At 71.6% G+C, this 17570-nt stretch carries 16 protein-coding genes; 4 read left to right on the forward strand and 12 right to left on the reverse strand.

Annotated elements, in window-relative coordinates:
• Positions 1-42 precede the first annotated feature (42 nt).
• Positions 43-1932: an acyl-CoA dehydrogenase gene (locus tag AB0M83_RS35310; protein WP_364523822.1), complete on the reverse strand. Its 1890-nt coding sequence runs from the start codon at positions 1930-1932 to the stop codon at positions 43-45.
• Positions 1933-2083: 151 nt separating this feature from the next.
• On the opposite strand from AB0M83_RS35310, the gene AB0M83_RS35315 reads away from it, so the two are divergent.
• Complete coding sequence (locus AB0M83_RS35315) at positions 2084-3208, forward strand: DUF6745 domain-containing protein (RefSeq protein WP_364523824.1); 1125 nt, start codon at positions 2084-2086, stop codon at positions 3206-3208.
• Between the two features lie 18 nt (positions 3209-3226).
• On the forward strand, positions 3227-3670 hold the full coding sequence (locus AB0M83_RS35320; RefSeq protein WP_364523826.1) for a hypothetical protein: 444 nt from the start codon (positions 3227-3229) through the stop codon (positions 3668-3670).
• A 122-nt stretch (positions 3671-3792) separates the two neighbouring features.
• Here AB0M83_RS35320 and AB0M83_RS35325 read toward each other — a convergent pair whose 3' ends face one another.
• The 11 genes from AB0M83_RS35325 to AB0M83_RS35375 all read right to left on the reverse strand — a co-directional run bounded on the left by AB0M83_RS35325 (position 3793) and on the right by AB0M83_RS35375 (position 13588).
• Positions 3793-4350 (reverse strand): hypothetical protein, encoded by a 558-nt coding sequence (locus AB0M83_RS35325; RefSeq protein WP_364523828.1) that lies wholly within the window; start codon positions 4348-4350, stop codon positions 3793-3795.
• Between the two features lie 86 nt (positions 4351-4436).
• Positions 4437-6404 carry a thioredoxin domain-containing protein gene (locus tag AB0M83_RS35330; RefSeq protein ID WP_364523830.1) on the reverse strand — a complete coding sequence of 656 codons (1968 nt, stop codon included), beginning with the start codon at positions 6402-6404 and terminating at the stop codon, positions 4437-4439.
• A gap of 22 nt (positions 6405-6426) precedes the next feature.
• Positions 6427-7149, reverse strand: a complete 723-nt coding sequence (locus tag AB0M83_RS35335; protein ID WP_364523832.1) for a hypothetical protein — start codon at positions 7147-7149, stop codon at positions 6427-6429.
• Positions 7149-8294, reverse strand: a complete 1146-nt coding sequence (locus AB0M83_RS35340; protein WP_364523834.1) for a hypothetical protein — start codon at positions 8292-8294, stop codon at positions 7149-7151. Before AB0M83_RS35340 ends, AB0M83_RS35335 begins: the two co-directional genes overlap by 1 nt.
• Before the next feature lies 1 nt (position 8295).
• Entirely contained in the window at positions 8296-9567 is a 1272-nt protein-coding gene (locus AB0M83_RS35345; RefSeq protein ID WP_364523837.1) for a hypothetical protein, read from the reverse strand.
• A gap of 16 nt (positions 9568-9583) precedes the next feature.
• Complete coding sequence (locus AB0M83_RS35350; protein ID WP_364523839.1) at positions 9584-10456, reverse strand: hypothetical protein; 873 nt, start codon at positions 10454-10456, stop codon at positions 9584-9586.
• The gene (locus AB0M83_RS35355) at positions 10457-12004 is read right to left on the reverse strand and encodes a hypothetical protein (RefSeq protein WP_364523841.1); all 1548 of its coding nucleotides are present in this window, start codon (positions 12002-12004) and stop codon (positions 10457-10459) included.
• A gap of 14 nt (positions 12005-12018) precedes the next feature.
• Complete coding sequence (locus AB0M83_RS35360) at positions 12019-12168, reverse strand: hypothetical protein (RefSeq protein ID WP_284750608.1); 150 nt, start codon at positions 12166-12168, stop codon at positions 12019-12021.
• Between the two features lie 59 nt (positions 12169-12227).
• On the reverse strand, positions 12228-12644 hold the full coding sequence (locus tag AB0M83_RS35365) for a hypothetical protein (RefSeq protein ID WP_364523843.1): 417 nt from the start codon (positions 12642-12644) through the stop codon (positions 12228-12230).
• The gene (locus AB0M83_RS35370; protein ID WP_364523845.1) at positions 12641-13117 is read right to left on the reverse strand and encodes a hypothetical protein; all 477 of its coding nucleotides are present in this window, start codon (positions 13115-13117) and stop codon (positions 12641-12643) included. Before AB0M83_RS35370 ends, AB0M83_RS35365 begins: the two co-directional genes overlap by 4 nt.
• 48 nt (positions 13118-13165) lie before the next feature.
• On the reverse strand, positions 13166-13588 hold the full coding sequence (locus tag AB0M83_RS35375; protein ID WP_364523847.1) for a minor capsid protein: 423 nt from the start codon (positions 13586-13588) through the stop codon (positions 13166-13168).
• 124 nt (positions 13589-13712) lie between these two features.
• Between AB0M83_RS35375 and AB0M83_RS35380 the strand changes: the two genes are divergently transcribed.
• Together AB0M83_RS35380 and AB0M83_RS35385 are read left to right on the forward strand one after the other, a co-directional pair.
• Positions 13713-15080: a 3' terminal RNA ribose 2'-O-methyltransferase Hen1 gene (locus AB0M83_RS35380; RefSeq protein ID WP_364523849.1), complete on the forward strand. Its 1368-nt coding sequence runs from the start codon at positions 13713-13715 to the stop codon at positions 15078-15080.
• On the forward strand, positions 15077-17563 hold the full coding sequence (locus tag AB0M83_RS35385) for a polynucleotide kinase-phosphatase (protein ID WP_364523851.1): 2487 nt from the start codon (positions 15077-15079) through the stop codon (positions 17561-17563). Before AB0M83_RS35380 ends, AB0M83_RS35385 begins: the two co-directional genes overlap by 4 nt.
• The last annotated feature ends 7 nt before the right edge of the window (positions 17564-17570 follow it).

Genomic DNA, 17570 nt, shown 5'->3' on the forward strand with positions numbered 1-17570 from the left:
ACCTCGGTGGGTGGCCGGCCCCCGACGCCGGCCACCCACCGGTCAGGACCGCAGCATCGGCGCCGCGAGGAACTGCTCCGGGATCGCGAACGCGTCCACCAACGCCCGCGCGTGGGGGCGCAACTGGGCGCACAGGCCGTTCACCGCCGCGGTGACGGCCTTTCCGCGCGACGCCGTCAGGCGGCCGTGGCCCAGGAACCACGCCAGGTCCTCTTCGATCGCCGACAGCGCGTAGAGATCGCAGACGCGGTCGAGCAGCGTGCGGGCGTCCGGGTCTTCGCACCGCTCGATGGCCGCCGCGAACGCCTCCAGCACCAGCCGCTCCACGTGGACGCGGCCCGCGCGCAGCACGTGGTCCTGGGCCGAGTTGAACACCCCGAACGGGTCCGAAGCCGCCTTGCGCAGGCGCTTCGCCACTCCCTCGACGACGTGCTCCTCGCGGTCTTCGAACAGCTTCAGCTGCCACTCGCGGCGGAAGAAGACGTCCGCGTCGGATCCCTCGGTGAGCGACTCGAGCGCCTTCCGCACCGAGGTCCGCTCCAGGATCGCGCTCATCACCTGGTCGGTGAAGAACCGGGCCGTGGCCAGCGGCGACAGGTCCTCGAACTCCTGCTTGTAGTTGGTCAGCAGGCCCTTCGCGACCAGCTGCAGCAGCACCGTGTTGTCGCCCTCGAACGTCGTGAAGACGTCGGTGTCGGCCTTCAGGCCCGGCAGGATGTTCTCCGCGAGGTACCCCGAGCCGCCGCACGCCTCGCGCGCCGCCTGGATCGTCGCCGTCGCGTGCCAGGTGTTCAGCGCCTTCATCCCGGCCGCGCGCGACTCCAGCTCGCGCTGCTCCTCCTCGGGCGCCGACGAGTCGATGTCGTGCAGCTTGGAGACCAGCTCTTCCTGCGCGAAGGACAGTGCGTACGTCTTCGCCAGCGCCGGCAGCAGCTTCCGCTGGTGCCCGAGGTAGTCGAGGATGACGACCTCGTCGCCGTCCGGCGTCATGAACTGGCGGCGCTGCTCGCCGTAGCGGATCGCCAGGGCCAGCGCGCGTTTCGTCGCGCTGCCCGCGCTGCCGCCGACGCTCACCCGGCCGCGGATCAGGGTGCCCAGCATCGTGAAGAACCGGCGGCTGTCGCTCTCGATCGGGCTCGAATACGTCCCGTCCTCGGCGACGTCGCCGAAGCGGTTCAGCAGGGCCTCGCGCGGGATCCGGACGTGGTCGAAGCTCAAGCGTCCGTTGTCGACGCCGTTCAAGCCCGCCTTCGGTCCGCAGTCCTCGATGGACACTCCCGGCATCGGCGCGCCGGCGTCGTCCCGGATCGGCACCAGGAACGCGTGCACGCCACGGGATTCACCGCCGGTGACGAGCTGGGCGAACACCACCGCCATCCGGCCGTCGCGGGCAGCGTTGCCGATGTACTCCTTCTGCGCCATGGCGTCCGGGGTGTGGACGACGAAACCTCCGTCCACAAAGGTCGCGGTGGTGCGCAGGTGCTGGACGTCGGAGCCGTGACCGTGCTCGGTCATCGCGAAGCAGCCGAGGAGGCTCAGGTCCATGATCGCGCGCAGGTGCGCCGCGTGGTGCCGCTCGGTGCCGAGCAGCTGGACGGCGCCGCCGAACAGTCCCCATTGGACGCCGGCCTTCACCATCAGCGACAGGTCGCCGTAGCCGAGCAGCTCGAACGACGTCACCGAGGCGCCGACGTCGCCACCGCCGCCGTACGCCGGGTCGAAGCCCAGGGCGGGCCGGTCGGTTGCGGCGAGGGCGCGCAGCTGGTCGAGCACCTGGGCGCGGTGGTCCTCCACGCCGAGGTCCACCGGGTCCCGGAACTCGGCGTCGCTCATCTCCGCGCGCACCCCGCGGCGCAGCTCGGCCCAGCGGCCGTCGAGGACGGTGGTCAGCGCGTCCGGATCCACCTTCGACGGCACTTCGGGGATGTCCACGGCTACCTCCGGAAAGGACTTGCTACTCGTTGGTAGTAAGCCTGCCGCAGCCGCGTCGATCCCGCAGGTTCAGTTCGCACTTGCGTGGCGCACGGAACACCTGCCATCCTCGGCTCATGTCGATTCGAAAGGGCGTGCGCGCCCTCGCGCGTTGAGCGCCTCGCGGCGGCCCGGCCGCCGCTTCCCCGATCCCGGACTCTGGTCACGGGCCCTCGAAATCCGGAATTCCTGGCTGAGCCACGCGCTGAGCACCGAGCCGGCCGATCGTCCCGCCGCGGAAGCGGCCATCACCCGCCTTTACGCACTGGCCGGCGCGTCGCCGCCGACGTTTTCGTGGAAGGCTTCGCCGGCCGCCGCGATCGCGGTGATGCCGCCTGCGCAAGCGCTTTCCCTGGGTTGTGATCCGCCGGTCGAAGCGCGCCTCGCGACCCGGGTGACGTCCCTGCGCGAGCGGCTCGACCGGCGGACCGGCGCCTGGAGCGACCGGTACCGGCCGCCGCCGGATCCGACGGCGGTTTCCGTGCGGGCATTGCTGAACGACAGCCTGGGACCCGCGCTGCGGCGGTCGATCCGGGACTGCGTCGCCGGGGTCGTGCGCGGTGAGCTCAAGACGGGAGCCGGGCTGCACTGGCGCGGTCAGCACGAAGCCCACTGGGTCGCGCTGTACGACCTCCACCGCCGGCTGGACGGCGCGCGGTTCGACCCGGACGACGTTCTCGAACTGGATCTGTGGGCCACGCTCGCGCGGTCGTGCGGCTGGTGGTGGCCGCGGGAGGGCGTCTGCGTCGTCGCCGAACGGCCGCTGGTCATGCGCACCGAACGCGTCGACGACCCGCACGGCCCGGCCCGGCTGCACCACGCGACCGGCCCCGCGGTGGCGTTCCCCGACGGCTGGACCGTGCACGCGTGGCACGGGACGCGGGTGCCGTCCTGGGTGATCGACGCGCCGGCGGCCGACCGGATCCTGGTGGAGCGCAACGTCGAGGTGCGCCGGTGCGCGATCGAACGCGTCGGCTGGCCGGCGTTCGTCGAAGGGGCGGGGCTGAAGCTCCTCGACCGCGTCGGCGATCCCGGCAACCCCGGGTGCGAACTGCGGCTTTACGACGGCTCGACGACCCGCTTGTTGCTGGTGGTCAACGGCTCCGTCGAGCGCGACGGCACGCGCCGGCACTACGGGCTGCGCGTCCCCACCGAAATAGACCGTCCTCTGGACGCCGCCGGCTGGACGTACGGGCTCACCGGAGCCCAGTACGCGCAGCTGCGGCGCCGGACCTGAACTCCTCGAGGTGATCCCATGTTTCTCGCAGAACTGCTCGACCGGACCGGGCTGGACGTCCTCGCCCACCTGGACCGGCAGGTCGACGTCCCCGTGATCGACGGCCTCCAGGCTCAAGGTGACCTGATCGTGGTGCCGTCGGCGATGGCCGGCACGGTGCGCTCCCTCGGCGGCTGGCACGCGCTGCCGGCGGAGGGTGCCGAACTCGTGCGCGGCGGCGACGGCACCAACCCGCACACGCTGGTCGGCTCGTGTGAGCTGACGACGCAGGTCGCGGACCCCGAGGGGCTCGCGGTCGCGGCGATCGACAACGCGGCGCCGGTGTACCTGGTGCACCCCGAGCACGGGGCGACGGGCATCGCGCCGGGCCGCTGGATCGTGCGGCGGCAGCGGGAGGCCAGTGGCTTCCGGCGGGCCGGGGCGAGCCTTTACCAGGGTGGGCCGGTGCTGATCGCCGACTGAGGGGCGTGGGGTGCCGCCGAGGGGGCGGCACCCCACGGCCGAAGCCGCGGTTGGCCAGCGGATCGGTCGTGAGTGGGAAAACAGTGTTCCAACCCTGTTCCCCACTCACGACCCTGCCGCGTTCAGGCCAGGTCGGGGCCCTTCGCGCGCAGGTCGTCGACCTTCGTCATCGCTTCCCGCAGCTCGCCCAGCCAGCTGTCCGCGTGCTCGCCCACCAGCCGCACCGCCCAGGCCAGCGCGTCCGAACGGGACCGCGCCACTCCCGCGTCCACCAGTGTGTCCAGCACCAGCCGCTCCGGCTGGCGCAGCCGGGTCATCACCGGGGCCGAATGCGTCGTGAACAGCGCCGTCGTCCCGCCCAGGCGCGCGCCCCACGACACCTTGCGCTGGTAGCGGTGCTCCGCCTGGCGCGCGATCTCGATGCGCTCGTCGCGCGTCTCCTCGCGGTAGCGGCTGATCCGGCCCTCCTCCGCCGCCGCGCGGGCCGCGTCGTCCGCGTACTCCTCCGTCAACGCGGGCAGCTCGCCCACCACGATGATCTCTTCGCGGTCGGCCGTCACCTCCGGCGCGCCGGTGAACCACCCGTCGGGCAGCCGCCCGCCGAACCAGGCCGCCGCGTCGTCCGCCGGGGGCACTTCGGCCTGCTGCCAGCCGCGGCCGCCCTTCCAGCCTCGTCCCATGACTCCACCTCCGCGATTACATGATTACAACGCTGCTGACGCTACGCCGAATCGTCGCGGAAGAGCACCGCGTTCACCCAGGGCGATCAGAGCTGGGCGGCCAGCTCCTCGGCCGTCGTCACCGGCCGGTCGCAGACGTACCCGCGGCAGACGTAAGCCGCGGGCGACCCGTCCACCAGCGGGCGCTCCGCCAGCAGCGGGACGCCCGGCGCGTCCGGCTCGCCGGCCAGCACGATGCCGCCGCCGTGCACGCCCCGCGCCGCCGCCAGGCGCAACGCCGGGTCCGCGCCCACCACCGCGACCTGCACCGGGCCGGCCTGCAGCGCTTCCGCCACCGACAGCCAGTGCCCGGCGAACCGCGGCACCCGCCCGGCCAGCACGCCGACGCGCCGCAGCGCCTGCTCGGCGGCCTCGCGGTACCGCGCCGAGTCGGCGTGCCCGGTCAGCGCCGACGCCGTCAGCAGCGCCCCGGCCAGCGCCGACGCCCCGGCCGGGCTCGCGTTGTCGCCCGGGTCGGCCGGACGCTGGACCAGCGTCTCGGCGTCGTCGGCGGTGTCGAAGTACGCGCCCGGGACGTCCGGGGACGCGAAGTGGGTCAACGCCAGGTCGAGCAGCCGGGTCGCCTCGGTGAGCCACTCCGGCGAGCCGGTCGCCTGGTGCAGGGCCAGGAACCCGTCGGCGACGCAGGCGTAGTCCTCCAGCACCCCGGCGGACTCCCCGACGACGCCGTCGCGCGAACTGCGCCGCAACCGGCCGTCGACGAGGTGCACCCGTAGCAGCAGCTCCGCCGCGGAGACCGCCCCTTCGATCCACTGTGGACGATCCAGCGCGACCCCGGCCTCGGCCAGCGCCGTGATCGCCAAACCGTTCCAGGACGCGATCACCTTGTCGTCCCGGCCGGGCTGCGGCCGCTTCGCGCGTGCCTCCAGCAACTTGACCCGAAGGGGTTCCGGCAGGTCCCCGAACAGGCGCAGCGTCGACGCGCCCTCCTCGAACGTCCCCTCCTCGGTGACCCCGAACAGCTCAGCCGCGGAATCGTCACCGACGACCTCACGCAGCTGCGAAGGCGTCCACACGTACGTCAGACCTTCGACGCCGTCGGTGTCCGCGTCCAGTGAAGACGCGAAGCCACCCTCGGCCGTCCGCAGATACCCGAACAGGAACTCCGCGGTCCCGGACGCGACGCGCAACGCCGTCGCCGAGCCGGTGCGCCGCCGGAGGTGGGCGTAGAACCGCAGGAGCAACGCGTTGTCGTACAGCATCTTCTCGAAATGGGGCACGATCCACGAAGGGTCCACGGAGTACCGCGCGAAGCCACCGGCGAGCTGGTCGTAGAGACCGCCCCGGGCCATCGCCTCGGCGGTCGACTCCACCAGGGAGAGCGCGTCGGCCGAGCCGGTCCGCTCGTGGTGGCGCAGCAGGAACTCCAGCACCATCGACGGCGGGAACTTCGGCGCGCCGCCGAACCCGCCGTTGACCGGATCCGCCTCCTGCTTCAGCTTCGCGACCGCACCGGCGAGCACGGCTTCGTCCACAACGGACTCCTGCAGCGGGCCGGTCTGCTCGGCGATGTGCGCGACGATCTGCTTCGCGCCGTCGAGCAGCTCGTCCGGCCGCTCCCGCCACGCCCCGGCGACCGCCGACAGCAGCTGCCGGAACGACGGCATCCCCGGCCGCGGCGACGGCGGGTAGTAGGTGCCGCAGTGGAACGGCTCGCCGTCCGGGGTCAGGAAGCACGTCATCGGCCAGCCGCCCTGCCCGGTCATCGCCTGCGTGGCGGCCATGTACACGGCGTCGATGTCCGGCCGCTCCTCGCGGTCGACCTTGATGTTGACGAAGTGCTCGTTCATCACCGCCGCGGTCTCGGCGTCTTCGAACGACTCGTGCGCCATGACGTGGCACCAGTGGCACGCCGCGTAGCCCACCGAGAGCAGGATGGGCACGTTCCGCCGCCGCGCCTCGGCGAGCGCGCCGGCCCCCCACTGCCACCACTCGACCGGGTTGTCCGCGTGCTGGAGCAGGTACGGGCTGGTCGCATCGGCGAGACGGTTCATGCCTCCCAGCGTAGGTCCGGGTTCACGTCTGGCGCTGGGTGGCGTCCATCGCGACGCCTACGACGTTGCCGGTGCCGGACGTCCGGCGGTAGTTCACCGCGACCCGCACCTCGCCGGCGTAGGGCCGCCCGGGCAGGGCGTACGGGCCCCGCCGGTTGCGGCCGAGGCCGGGCCCCAGCGACCACGACTCGGCGACGCTCGCCTGCCCGGCGGCGTCGGTGATGACGACCTGGCCCTCGCCGTTGGTCGCGCCTTCGCACCCTTCGACGGTGAACAGCTGGATGAACGGGTGCGTCTTCTGGAAGTTGGCCTCCCACACCGTTTCGAACGAGGCGCTGGTGATCTTCGGCCAGTCGCCGAACCGCACCTTCTCGAACGACACCGGGATCCACGGCCGCGCCAGGCCGCTGCCGGACACGGCGTCGTCGGAGGCGACGATGTCGCTGCCGCCGTCGGTCAGCGCCCAGAACTGCCGCCCGCTGTCGGTCGTGTACGTGTACATCACGTCCGAGCCGCCGTCGCGGCGGATCCGGATGATCTGCTTGCCGTCGGTGCCCGGCCCGAAGTAGAGGATCAGGTGCCCGTCCTGGTCGACCATCCGGATCACGCCGTTGTCCTGCACGGTGAACGTGCCGCCGGAGATGGTCGCGTTGCCGATGCCGACGCGCTTGCGCAGCTCGTCGACCTCCCGGCGCAGCGCCACGACCTGGTCGATCAGGTTCGACGGCTGGTTGATCTGTGCCATCAGGCCGCGTCCTCCAACAGGGGGTTCATGGTCAGCGCCACGCCCTCGCGCCCGTCGTCGCCGACGGTGACGTCGAGCGCGACGATCCGCATCAGCGTGTCGAGCCCGCCGGCGTGGAAGTCGTCCTTGATGACCACCCGCGCGTCGTCGCCCAGCCCGATCTCGGCGACGGTCGGCGGGAGTCCACCGTGGACGGTCAGCGTCGGCAGCACGACGGGCAGCCTGCTCACCGCCTGGTCCGACCGCGCGTGCGAGGCCAGCTGGTCCGGGTCGGTGACCGAGCTGTAGCCGTACTCGGTCTCCAGCAGCGGCCAGCCGTCCGGGTACCGGACGCGGTCCTCGGCGACGGCGACGAGCATGCCGGTCTCGATCCCGTCGCCGGAGGCGAACGTCCGGGTGGCCATCCGGGTGCCGTCCGACGGCCAGCCGTACCCGAGCAGGTTCCCGCCGTACTCCCAGACGTGCGCGGAGCCCTGCTGCCCGAGCCTCGGGGTGCCGAGCCGCATGAGCCGGGTCGGGCGGCCGTCGCGGTCGGGCGGGCCGACGTCGAACATCACGTCGGGGCCGTCGTAGAGCTGGGAAAGCTTGCGCAGCGCGTCGCCGACGCTGGCGTTCTGGTAGCCGAAGTACGTCCGGTCGAGCCGGATCCCGGAGAGGTCGCGGTCGGGGAAGGTGACGCCGATGTTCCCGCCGGGGTGCGACTGCGCCAGCTCGACCAGGTTGCGCGCGATCGTGTTCTGGTCGGTGTTCTTCCACTCGACCTTCTGCTTCGCGACGAAGTGCGGGTCTTCGAACGCGGCCGCCGGGAGCACCGGCAGCACCTTGCGGTGCTCGAAGTACGACCAGAAGTCCGCGCACCCCAGCGAGATCTGCTGGGACTCGGAGTCGAACTTCCGCGTCCACACCAGCCCGCCCCACACCGGGCGGCTGTCGCGCAGCACGTAGACGACCCGGCGGCCCGGCGTGCTCAAGTCGTACGGGTCGATCGCGCGGATCCGCGCGTCGCCCAGGCTCAGCGTCGCGGACAGCGTGCCGGACGCGCCTAGCTTCTTCGAGTACTTGACGCCGGTGAGCGGCACCTCGGCCAGGGTCCGGTTCGTCACCAGGTCCGAGATCAGGTAGGTGTGGACCGGGGCCTGCGCCATCTCAGGCCCGCAGCCAGGTCAGCGAGACGTGGTTGATGTTGGCCCACTCACCGCTGTGCACCCGCCCGGCGTTGTCGGTCCAGAAGATCACGCTCACCGTGGTCCCGGCCGCGAAGAAGTTCGTCGTGGCGCAGCTCATCGTGGCGGGCGAGGTGGCGTACCAGCGCGACATCGTGTTCGTGTAACGGATCGCGGTGTTCGCGCCGTCGCTGATCGCCATGTAGGTGTGGTACTCGCCGCTGCCCATCGGGGCGATCATCCGGAAGGCGGCGTCGATGCTCCAGATGCCGGCCCGGTTGAGCGTGAAGGTGTCGTTGTTCGCCGAGGGCGTGATATCCGGGGACGCGTAGACCGTGGTGGGGAACCTGCTGCGCGTGTCCGTCCCGGAGGGGAAGGTCTGGACGTTCCCGCGTGTCTCGTAGCGCGCCTCGTGCCGGGTGGCCGTCGGGGTGGTGCCGACCGCTCCGCCGCCCGTGGCGACCGAGCCGATCCAGTCCGCGCCGTTCCACCGGTAGACCAGGTTGTCCTGCGTGCTGAACACGAGCTGGCCGGGCAGCGGGTCGGTGATCATCGCGCGGATGTCGGCCAGCGACGTGCACACGGGCAGGCTCGGCACGCGCCACTTCTCGCCGTCGTTGATCTCCAGCCAGCGCTTGTCCTGCCGGTAGGTGGTGATCCCGTTGTAGCTGTGGACGCCGTCGCGGTCGCCGACCCCTCGGCTCGGCATGATCCCGCCGAGCCCGACCACCCAGCCGGGCCGGCGGTCGTCGATCAGGTCCGTCGTGATGGTCCTGGTCCCCGCCGGGACGCGCACCCGCGCCAGCTGCATGTAGTCGCCGCCGGGGGTCGGCTCCCCCGGCGTCGACGACGGTTCGCCGACGATCTGCTTGACCACGAAGCCGTTGGACGTGTCGCCGTAGAACTTGTCCGTCTGCTGGGCGACGATCAGGTCGATCCGCCCGTTGGAGGAGTGCGCCGGGTTGTCCTTGAGCAGGTCGAGCGTCTTGACCGCGTCCAGCGTCTGCACGTAGCTGCCGACCCCGCGGCTCGCGCGCATGAACATCTGGAACGGCTGGATGGTCACCGTTCCGTCCGGTGTCGGCGACGCCGCGGCGACCAGGCCGGGGTTTCCGGCGGTGGGCCGGAGGCCGTTGCGGGACAGCACCGGGCCCGGGCCGGACTGCAGGGCCGCGCTCAGCGCCAGCCGCGCGTCTTCGGTGGTGATGACGCCGTTCGGCGAGTCGGACACGGCCCACGAATTGCGCTCGGCCATGGTGTTCCCCCTCCAGTCAGATGATGGCGTGCCGCCAGCGCCCGGTGAGCGACGCCTTCGGGTCGTAGGACGCGGCGGTGAAGTCGACCTGGACCGCGCCGTTCGCGGGGATCGGGAACCAGCCGCGGGTGAGCAGCCGGTCGCTCCGGTTGACCCCGTTGAGCAGCACCGTCCGCGCGTCGGTGTCGATGGTCAGCACCTGCTCGTCCCCGACGGTGAAGGTGTCGTCGAACACCAGCCGCTCGCCGGTGTCCCGGTTGGCGATCACCGGGCCGGTGACCGGGCCGCGGATCTCCCACACCGGCCAGCTGGCCGCGCCGCCCGCGTTGACCGCGCGCAGCCGGCCGCCCTGCTTGCCGGTGCCGAACACCAGCCGGAAGGTGAGCGGGAACGGCAGGCCGTCGGCCGGGGGCGACGGCAGCGCGGTGACGTCGCGCTGCTCCGCGACCGAGTACAGCCGCGGATCCGTGGCCTGCCACTGGATCGCGCCGGTGGTGTAGCCGAGCGCGTAGTACTTCTCGACGTTGATGGTCCGCCGGACGCACCGGGCGTTCGCCAGCCAGCTCTCGCCGTCGAGCCGCACGACGAGCGGCTCCTCCAGCGGCCGCTCCGCCGGTGCGGTGATCGTCCGCAGGGTCGTGACGACCGCGCCGAACTCGGCCGCCGGCACGCCCTTGACCAGGTAGGACAACGTGACCGTGCGCTGACCGGCCAGCTGGTTGCCCTGGAACCCGCCGTGGCGGCCGGGCCGGTCGGGGTTGTCGGCGCGCATCTCCGGCAGGTCGAGCCAGCCTTCGAGCTTGCTCATCCGGAACGGGCTGCCCGAGCCGAGCAGTGTGCCCCGCCACTCCAGCTGGCCGTCGGCGGTGATCAGGTCCCCCGCGCTCACTCAGCCACCCCCTCGGGACATCCAGTCCAGGTCACCCGCGATGTCGGCCGGGGTCTGGCTGGGTGTGGCGTAGAAGTTCTCGATGTGCACCACGGCCCGGTCCGGCCGCGGCACGTCCGCGGCGAACCCGGCGCCGGCGAAGGCCAGTGCCCGCGGCTGGACGGTCGAGAGGTCCCCGAGCCGGCTCGCCACCAGGCCGGCCAGCTGGGTGGACGCCCGCGCCACCGCGCCGCTGGTCTGCTCGATGCCCTGCGCGAGCCCCAGCGGCACCCAGCGGCCGAGCTCGGCGGCCACCTTCGACGGGGAGTTGATGCCGAGGATCGACTTGATCGGGCCGGGGATGATGTCCTTGATCAGCCCGATGATCTTGTCCTTGATCCACGTGGCCGCGTTCTTGATGCCGTTCCACAGGCCCTCGAGGATCGACCGGCCGACGTCGAGCAGGAGGTTCCCCAGGTTCCCGAGCGCGCCCAGGATCATCCCGGGGAGGCCGCCGAGCCACGACAGCAGCTCGCCGAGCTTCCCGACGGCGCCGCTGGCGATCGAGCCGAACCAGCCGAGCACCATCCCGGGCAGCCGGCCCAGCCAGCCGATCGCGGCGATGACGCCGTTGATCGCGACCTGGATCGCCGCGACGATCGCGTTCCACACCATCACGAGGAAGTCCCAGATGGCCTGGAACGCGGCCTTCGTCCACGCGACGATCGTGTCCCAGTTCGCGATGATCAACGCCACGAGCGCGACGACCGCGGCGATGATGAGCGGGATCGGCCCCATCGCCAGCAGCCACGCCGCGGCCATCTTGGCCCCGGCGATCAGCGATTCGACGCCCATCATGATCCAGGCCCCGACCACCTGGGCGGCGGTGGCGAGCGCGGCCCAGCCCATCAGTCCCCATTGGAAGACCTGCTGGATCATCGTCCCGAGGGAGATCGCGCCGGAGATCGCCGCCTGCGTCGACATGGCGATCCAGGAAGCCACGGTCGTGGCCGCCGAGACCACCGCCGAAGCGGCCATCGTGGCGAACGAGGCGATCATCCCGGCCGCGGCTATCGCGGCCTGGATCCCGACTTGGACGAGCGCGGGCAAGAAGAACGTGAGAAGCGCGCCGCCCACGATCATGATCGGGGTCTTGTTGGCCTCGATCCAGCTCGCCAGGGCCTGGAACACCGGCACCACCGTGCCGGAGATGAACCCGGAAACCGCGGCGAGCGCCGGCTGGAAGTTCTGGGAGATGAAGCCGAGCGCCGCGTTCAAGCCGGCTTGGATTCCCTGGCCCAGCAACGCGATCACGGGTCCGCTGAGGATCGACAGCAGCCCGCCGCCCAGCGCCGTCGCGGCCTGGATCCCGATGTTCGCCGCGGTGCCGACCACCGGGCCGTGCGCCGCGCTCAGCCGCTGCGACACGCCCGCGCCCCAATCGTCGGCGCTCTTGAGCATCAAGTTCTTGGCTTCGTCGAACTTCTTCTGCATTTCGCCGAGCACGGCCTTGAACTGCTCGTCGTTGATGCTCAGGTTCGCGGTGAAGTCACCGATCGTCAACGCCATCGCACACCCCCTCCCTACAGGTTGCCGATCACCGAGCGGGCCGTCTCCCCGTCGACCTCGACCGGCTCGTCCTTGGTCACCTGGCGCCACACGCTCTCCGGGGACAACCCGGAAACGAGCGCGGCGAACTCCCACCAGGACAGGCCGTCGTCGAGGTCGGCCATCAGGTCGCGGCCGTACTCGCGCCGCCAGTCCGCGTAGAGCAGCCGCCAGTGGCGCAGGATCAGGCGGATGGCGTGTTCGCCGTCGCCCCCGTCACGCTCGGCGCGGGGGCCTGACCGTTTCCCGGGTTCTGCTGCCGGTTCTGGTAGAGCTGCTGGCAGGTGCCGAGCACGTCGGGCAGGTCGTCGATCTCCAGGCCGCGGTTGAGGATGTCGACCAGGTTCTGCTCGCCCAGCAACGCGGAAAGCATGTCGAACGCCTCTTCGGCGCTGACCTCGTCCGCGGCCGCCCGGCCGTTCTTCTTCGCGGACACCGCGAACAGGATCAGCTTGGCGGGCAGGGAATGCGGCAGCGTGTAGACCTTGCCGAGGATGCGGATGCGCGGCGCCACGCGGGCCGCCTTGCGCTCGCGCCAGGCCTCGTCGAAGTCGTAGTCGACGGTGAGCTGGGCGTCCGGGACGCCGGTCGGCTCGGTCATTCGCCGTCCTCCGCGACACTCGCGCTGACGGCCGCGGTGGCGGACGGGCCGGACCGGGTGACCGTGGCGACCCAGGCGTACTTGTCGTTGTTGCCACCGCCGTGCTCGCCGAGGCTGAAGGTCGCGTTCCAGACCTTCCACTGCGTGTCCACCGGGTGCCGGAAGCGGATCTTGCCGACGCTGGCGAACCCGACCTGCGTGGCCAGCGCCTCGACGCGCGCCTGCCCCGGGTCCTGCGAGCCGTTCGTGGGGTCCTTCAGCAGGAACCCTTCCAGGGCGAGCGTCGCGCCGCGCTGGATGACCTCCTGCTCGTAGTTGCCCGCCGAGTCGAACGTCGTGGTGTCGACGACTTCTTCGTTCTCGCCGGCGTTCGGCACGGCGGAGTTGAGGCCCCCGATCGGCGTCCAGGTGGTGCCGTTCGTCTCGGCGACCTGGATGATGATGTCCCGGGCGTTGATCTTGACAGTGGGCATCGACGCTCCCCTTTTCGATACTGCTTGTGCGATGCGGAAAAGCGAGGTTCAGGCGCGGTTGCCGACGGGCCGGTGCAGCTCCATCCGCAGCGCGACCGACCATTCGTCGCGGTCGCCCGCGTCGCGTCCGACGTAGACCGGGCCGGCCTGCGTGCCGACGCTGGAGACGAGCCAGGTGTTCCCGGGCAGCCGCCGGTTTCCCAGTCCGTGCACGGCGTCATAAACGGCCTGGGCCTTCGCCTCGGCCGCGACGGCGTTCTTCGCGACACCGCGCACGCGGATCTGGACCACGGGTTCGTCGTAGGGAAGCCGCGCGTCGGACTCGGCGCCGGGAAGCCGGCTCAGGACGAGCGCGGCGTCCGGGGTGGCGGGCATGGCGAGCAGGAAGATGTCCCCGCCGGTTCCGGTGGATTCGTAGTTCCCCAGCCCCAGTTCCTCAAGCAGCGCAGCGACTTCTTCGAGAAACGTCAACTTGGCCCCCCGGCCTCTCCCCCAGTGCTGACGCCAGCTTGCCCGACGTCCGAAGAATCGTCAACTGTCCGTTTCTGCCAAAAAACGGGACGCGCCGGAGACGGTCATCGTCCACACTGGGCACGTGCTGCTCACGATCTCGACGACCCGGAACCCCGCTACCGACTTGGGTTTTCTCCTGCACAAGCACCCGGAGAAAGCGCAGTCGGTCGCGTTGTCGGCCGGTTCGGCGCACGTTTTCTACCCGGAGGCGTCGGAAGATCGCTGCACCGTCGCCTTGTTCGTCGAAATCGACCCGGTCGCGCTCGTGCGCGGGGGCGGGACTTCGCTGACGCAGTACGTCAACGACCGGCCGTACGCCGGTGGCTCGTACCTCGCGGTCGCGCTGCGGGGCGCGTTCACGACAGCGCTCGCGGGCCGCTGCGCCGCGCGTCCGGAACTCGTCGACGAGCTTTTCGAACTGGAGATCCGGGTGCCGTCGCTGTCCGCGCGGGGCGGTGCCGAAGTGGTGCGCAAATTGTTCGAGCCGCTGGGCTGGCGCGTCGCGACCGCGCCGATCCCGCTCGATCCGGAATTCCCGCAGTGGGGCGAGAGCCGCTATGTCGACTTGACGCTCACCGGCACGCACCGCGTCGCCGACGCGCTGCGCCACCTCTACGTCCTGCTGCCCGCGCTCGACGGCGGCAAGCACTACTGGGTCGGGCAGGACGAGGCCGACAAGCTGCTGCGCGCCGGCGAAGGCTGGCTCGCCGGGCACCCCGAGCGGACGCTGATCACCACCCGCTACCTGGAGCGGCGCCGCCCGGTCGTGCACTACGCGCTTTCGCGGCTGGCCGAGGCCGACGACGTCCCGGCGGAGGCCGAGGCGGTGGTGACCGAGGTGCCGGACCGCCCGGAGAGCCTCGCGTCGCAGCGCCACGGCAGCGTGCTCGCCGCGTTGCGGGCCGCGGGCGCGCGGCGAGTCCTGGACCTGGGCTGCGGCACCGGCGCGCTGCTGCGCGTGCTCGAGCAGGACCGGTCGTTCACCGAGATCGTCGGCGTCGACGTCTCCGCGAGCGCCCTGGACGTCGCCGAGAAGCGGCTGAAGGACGGCTCCCGCGTCACGCTGCGGCAGTCCGCGCTCACCTACGCCGACCCGGCGCTGGCCGGGTACGACGCCGCCGTGCTGATGGAGGTCGTCGAACACGTCGACGTGGAGCGGCTCCCGGCCCTGGAACACGCCGTGTTCGGGGTCGCGGCGCCGCGGACGGTGCTCGTCACGACGCCCAACGCGGAGTACAACCGGCTGTTCGAGTTCCTGCCGATGGGGCATTTCCGGCACTCCGATCACCGGTTCGAATGGACGCGAGCCGAGTTCCGCGCCTGGGCGGACGGCGTCGCGACCCGGCGCGGCTACGACGTCCGGTACCTGCCGATCGGACCGGAGGACCAGGAATCGGGACCGCCGACCCAGCTGGCGGTCTTCACCACCCACGAGGAGGTGACCGCGTGAAGCTGACCGTTCCCGACATGTCGCTCGTCGTGCTCGTCGGCGCTTCCGGCTCCGGCAAGTCGACGTTCGCGCGCACGCACTTCGCGCCGACGCAGGTGCTCTCCAGCGACTTCTTCCGCGGGCTCGTCGCCGACGACGAAAACGACCAGTCGGCGTCGGCCGAGGCGTTCGACGCGCTGCACTACGTCGCGGCGAAGCGGCTCGCGGCCGGGCGGACGACCGTCATCGACGCGACGAACGTCCAGCGCGCGTCGCGGGCGAGCCTGGTGAAGCTCGCGAAGGACCACGACGTGCTGCCGACGGCGATCGTGCTCGACCTGCCGGTCGCGGTCTGCGCGGCGCGCAACGCTTCCCGGCCGGACCGCGACTTCGGCGACCACGTGATCCGGCGCCAGCGCGGCGAGCTGCAGCGGTCGCTGAAGTCGTTGGAGCGTGAGGGTTTCCGGCGCGTGCACGTGCTGCGCGGCGAGGCCGAAGTGGCCGAGGCGGAGATCGTCTTCGAGCCGCTGCGCAACGACAAGCGCGAGCTGACCGGGCCCTTCGACGTGATCGGCGACGTCCACGGCTGCGCGGCCGAGCTCGAGGAGCTGCTGGCCGAGCTGGGGTACGTCGACGGCGTCCACCCGGCCGGGCGGACCGCGGTGTTCGTCGGCGACCTCGTCGACCGCGGCCCGGACACCCCGGGCGTGCTGCGGCGGGTGATGGGGATGGCCGCGGCCGGGACCGCGCTGGTCGTGTGCGGCAACCACGAGCAGAAGCTGGTGCGCGCGCTGCACGGGCGGAAGGTCAACGCCGCCCACGGGCTCGCGGAGTCGCTGGCGCAGCTCGACGCCGAGACGGAGGAGTTCCGCCGGCAGGCGCACGAGTTCTGCGACGGGCTGATCGCGCACTACGTCCTCGACGGCGGCAACCTCGTCGTCGCGCACGCCGGGCTGCCCGAGCGGTACCACGGGCGCGCGTCCGGACGGGTGCGGAGCATGGCGCTCTACGGCGACACGACCGGCGAGACCGACGAGTACGGCCTGCCCGTGCGGCTGCCGTGGGCCCGGGACTACCGCGGGTCGGCGATGGTCCTCTACGGGCACACCCCGACGCTCGAACCGGAGTGGGTCAACAACACGATGTGCCTCGACACGGGGTGCGTGTTCGGCGGGAAGCTGACCGCGCTGCGCTACCCGGAGCGGGAAGTCGTCTCCGTGCGGGCGCACCGCGTCTGGTACGAGCCTTCGCGGCCGCTCGACGCGTCGCGGCCGCTGGGCGGGCGCGAGCCGGCGGTGCTGGAGCTGGCCGACGTCACCGGGAAGCGGATCGTGCAGACCGCGCACCACGGCCGCGTCGGCGTCTCGGCGGAGCAGTCGGCGGCGGCACTGGAGGTGATGAGCCGGTTCGCGGTCGACCCGCGGTGGCTGGCCTACCTGCCGCCGACGATGGCGCCGTGCTCGACGTCGTCGCACTCCGACTATCTGGAGCGTTCCGAGGAGGCGTTCGCCGAGTACCGCGCGGCGGGTGTGGAGTCGGTGCTGTGCGAGGAGAAGCACATGGGCTCGCGGGCCGTGGTGCTGGTGTGCCGGGACAGCGGCGTCTCCCGGTTCGGCATCGAGGGCGGCGGCGCGGTGTACACGCGCACCGGGCGGCCGTTCTTCCCGGCTTCGCAGAACGATGCGCTTCTGACCGACGTGCGCACCGCGGCGGCCGGGCTGTTCGACGAGCTGAAGTCGGACTGGCTGCTGCTCGATACCGAGCTGCTGCCGTGGAGTGCGAAGGCGGGCTCGCTCATCTCTTCCCAGTACGCCTCGGTGGGGGCGGCCGCCGAGGCCGTGCTTCCGGCGGCGGTCTCGGCGTTGACGACGGCGTCCGCGCGGGGCATCGACGTCTCGGACCTGTTGGCACGCACGTCTTCCCGGTCGTCCACAGTGGAGTCCTACCGGGACGCGTACCGGCGGTACTGCTGGCCGACGTCGGGGCTGGACGGCGTGCGGCTGGCGCCGTTCCAGCTGCTGGCGTCGGAGGGAGCGACCTACCACGACCGGCCGCACTCGTGGCACCTCTCGGTGCTGGACGGCCTCGCGGGCCCGCGCTTCCAGCGGACGCGGACCCTCGCGGTGGACCTGCTGGACGCCGCGTCGGTGGCCCAGGGGGTCGCGTGGTGGGAGGAGCTGACGGCGTCGGGCGGCGAGGGCATGGTCGTCAAGCCGGCGGCCAACCTGACCCGGGGCACGCGCGGGCTGGTCCAGCCGGGGGTGAAGGTCCGCGGGCGTGAATACCTGCGGATCATCTACGGGCCGGACTACACGCTGCCGGAGAACCTCGAGCGGCTGCGCAAGCGCGGGCTGAACCGCAAGCGCATGCTGGCGCTGCGCGAATACGCGCTGGGGCTGGAGGCCCTGGAGCGCATAGCGCGGGGCGAGCCGCTGTGGCGGGTGCACGAGTGCGTGTTCGCGGTGCTCGCCCTGGAGTCGGATCCGGTGGACCCGCGGCTCTGAGCAGCGC

The organism is Amycolatopsis sp. NPDC051106 (assembly GCF_040682775.1).
Taxonomy (GTDB): domain Bacteria; phylum Actinomycetota; class Actinomycetes; order Mycobacteriales; family Pseudonocardiaceae; genus Amycolatopsis.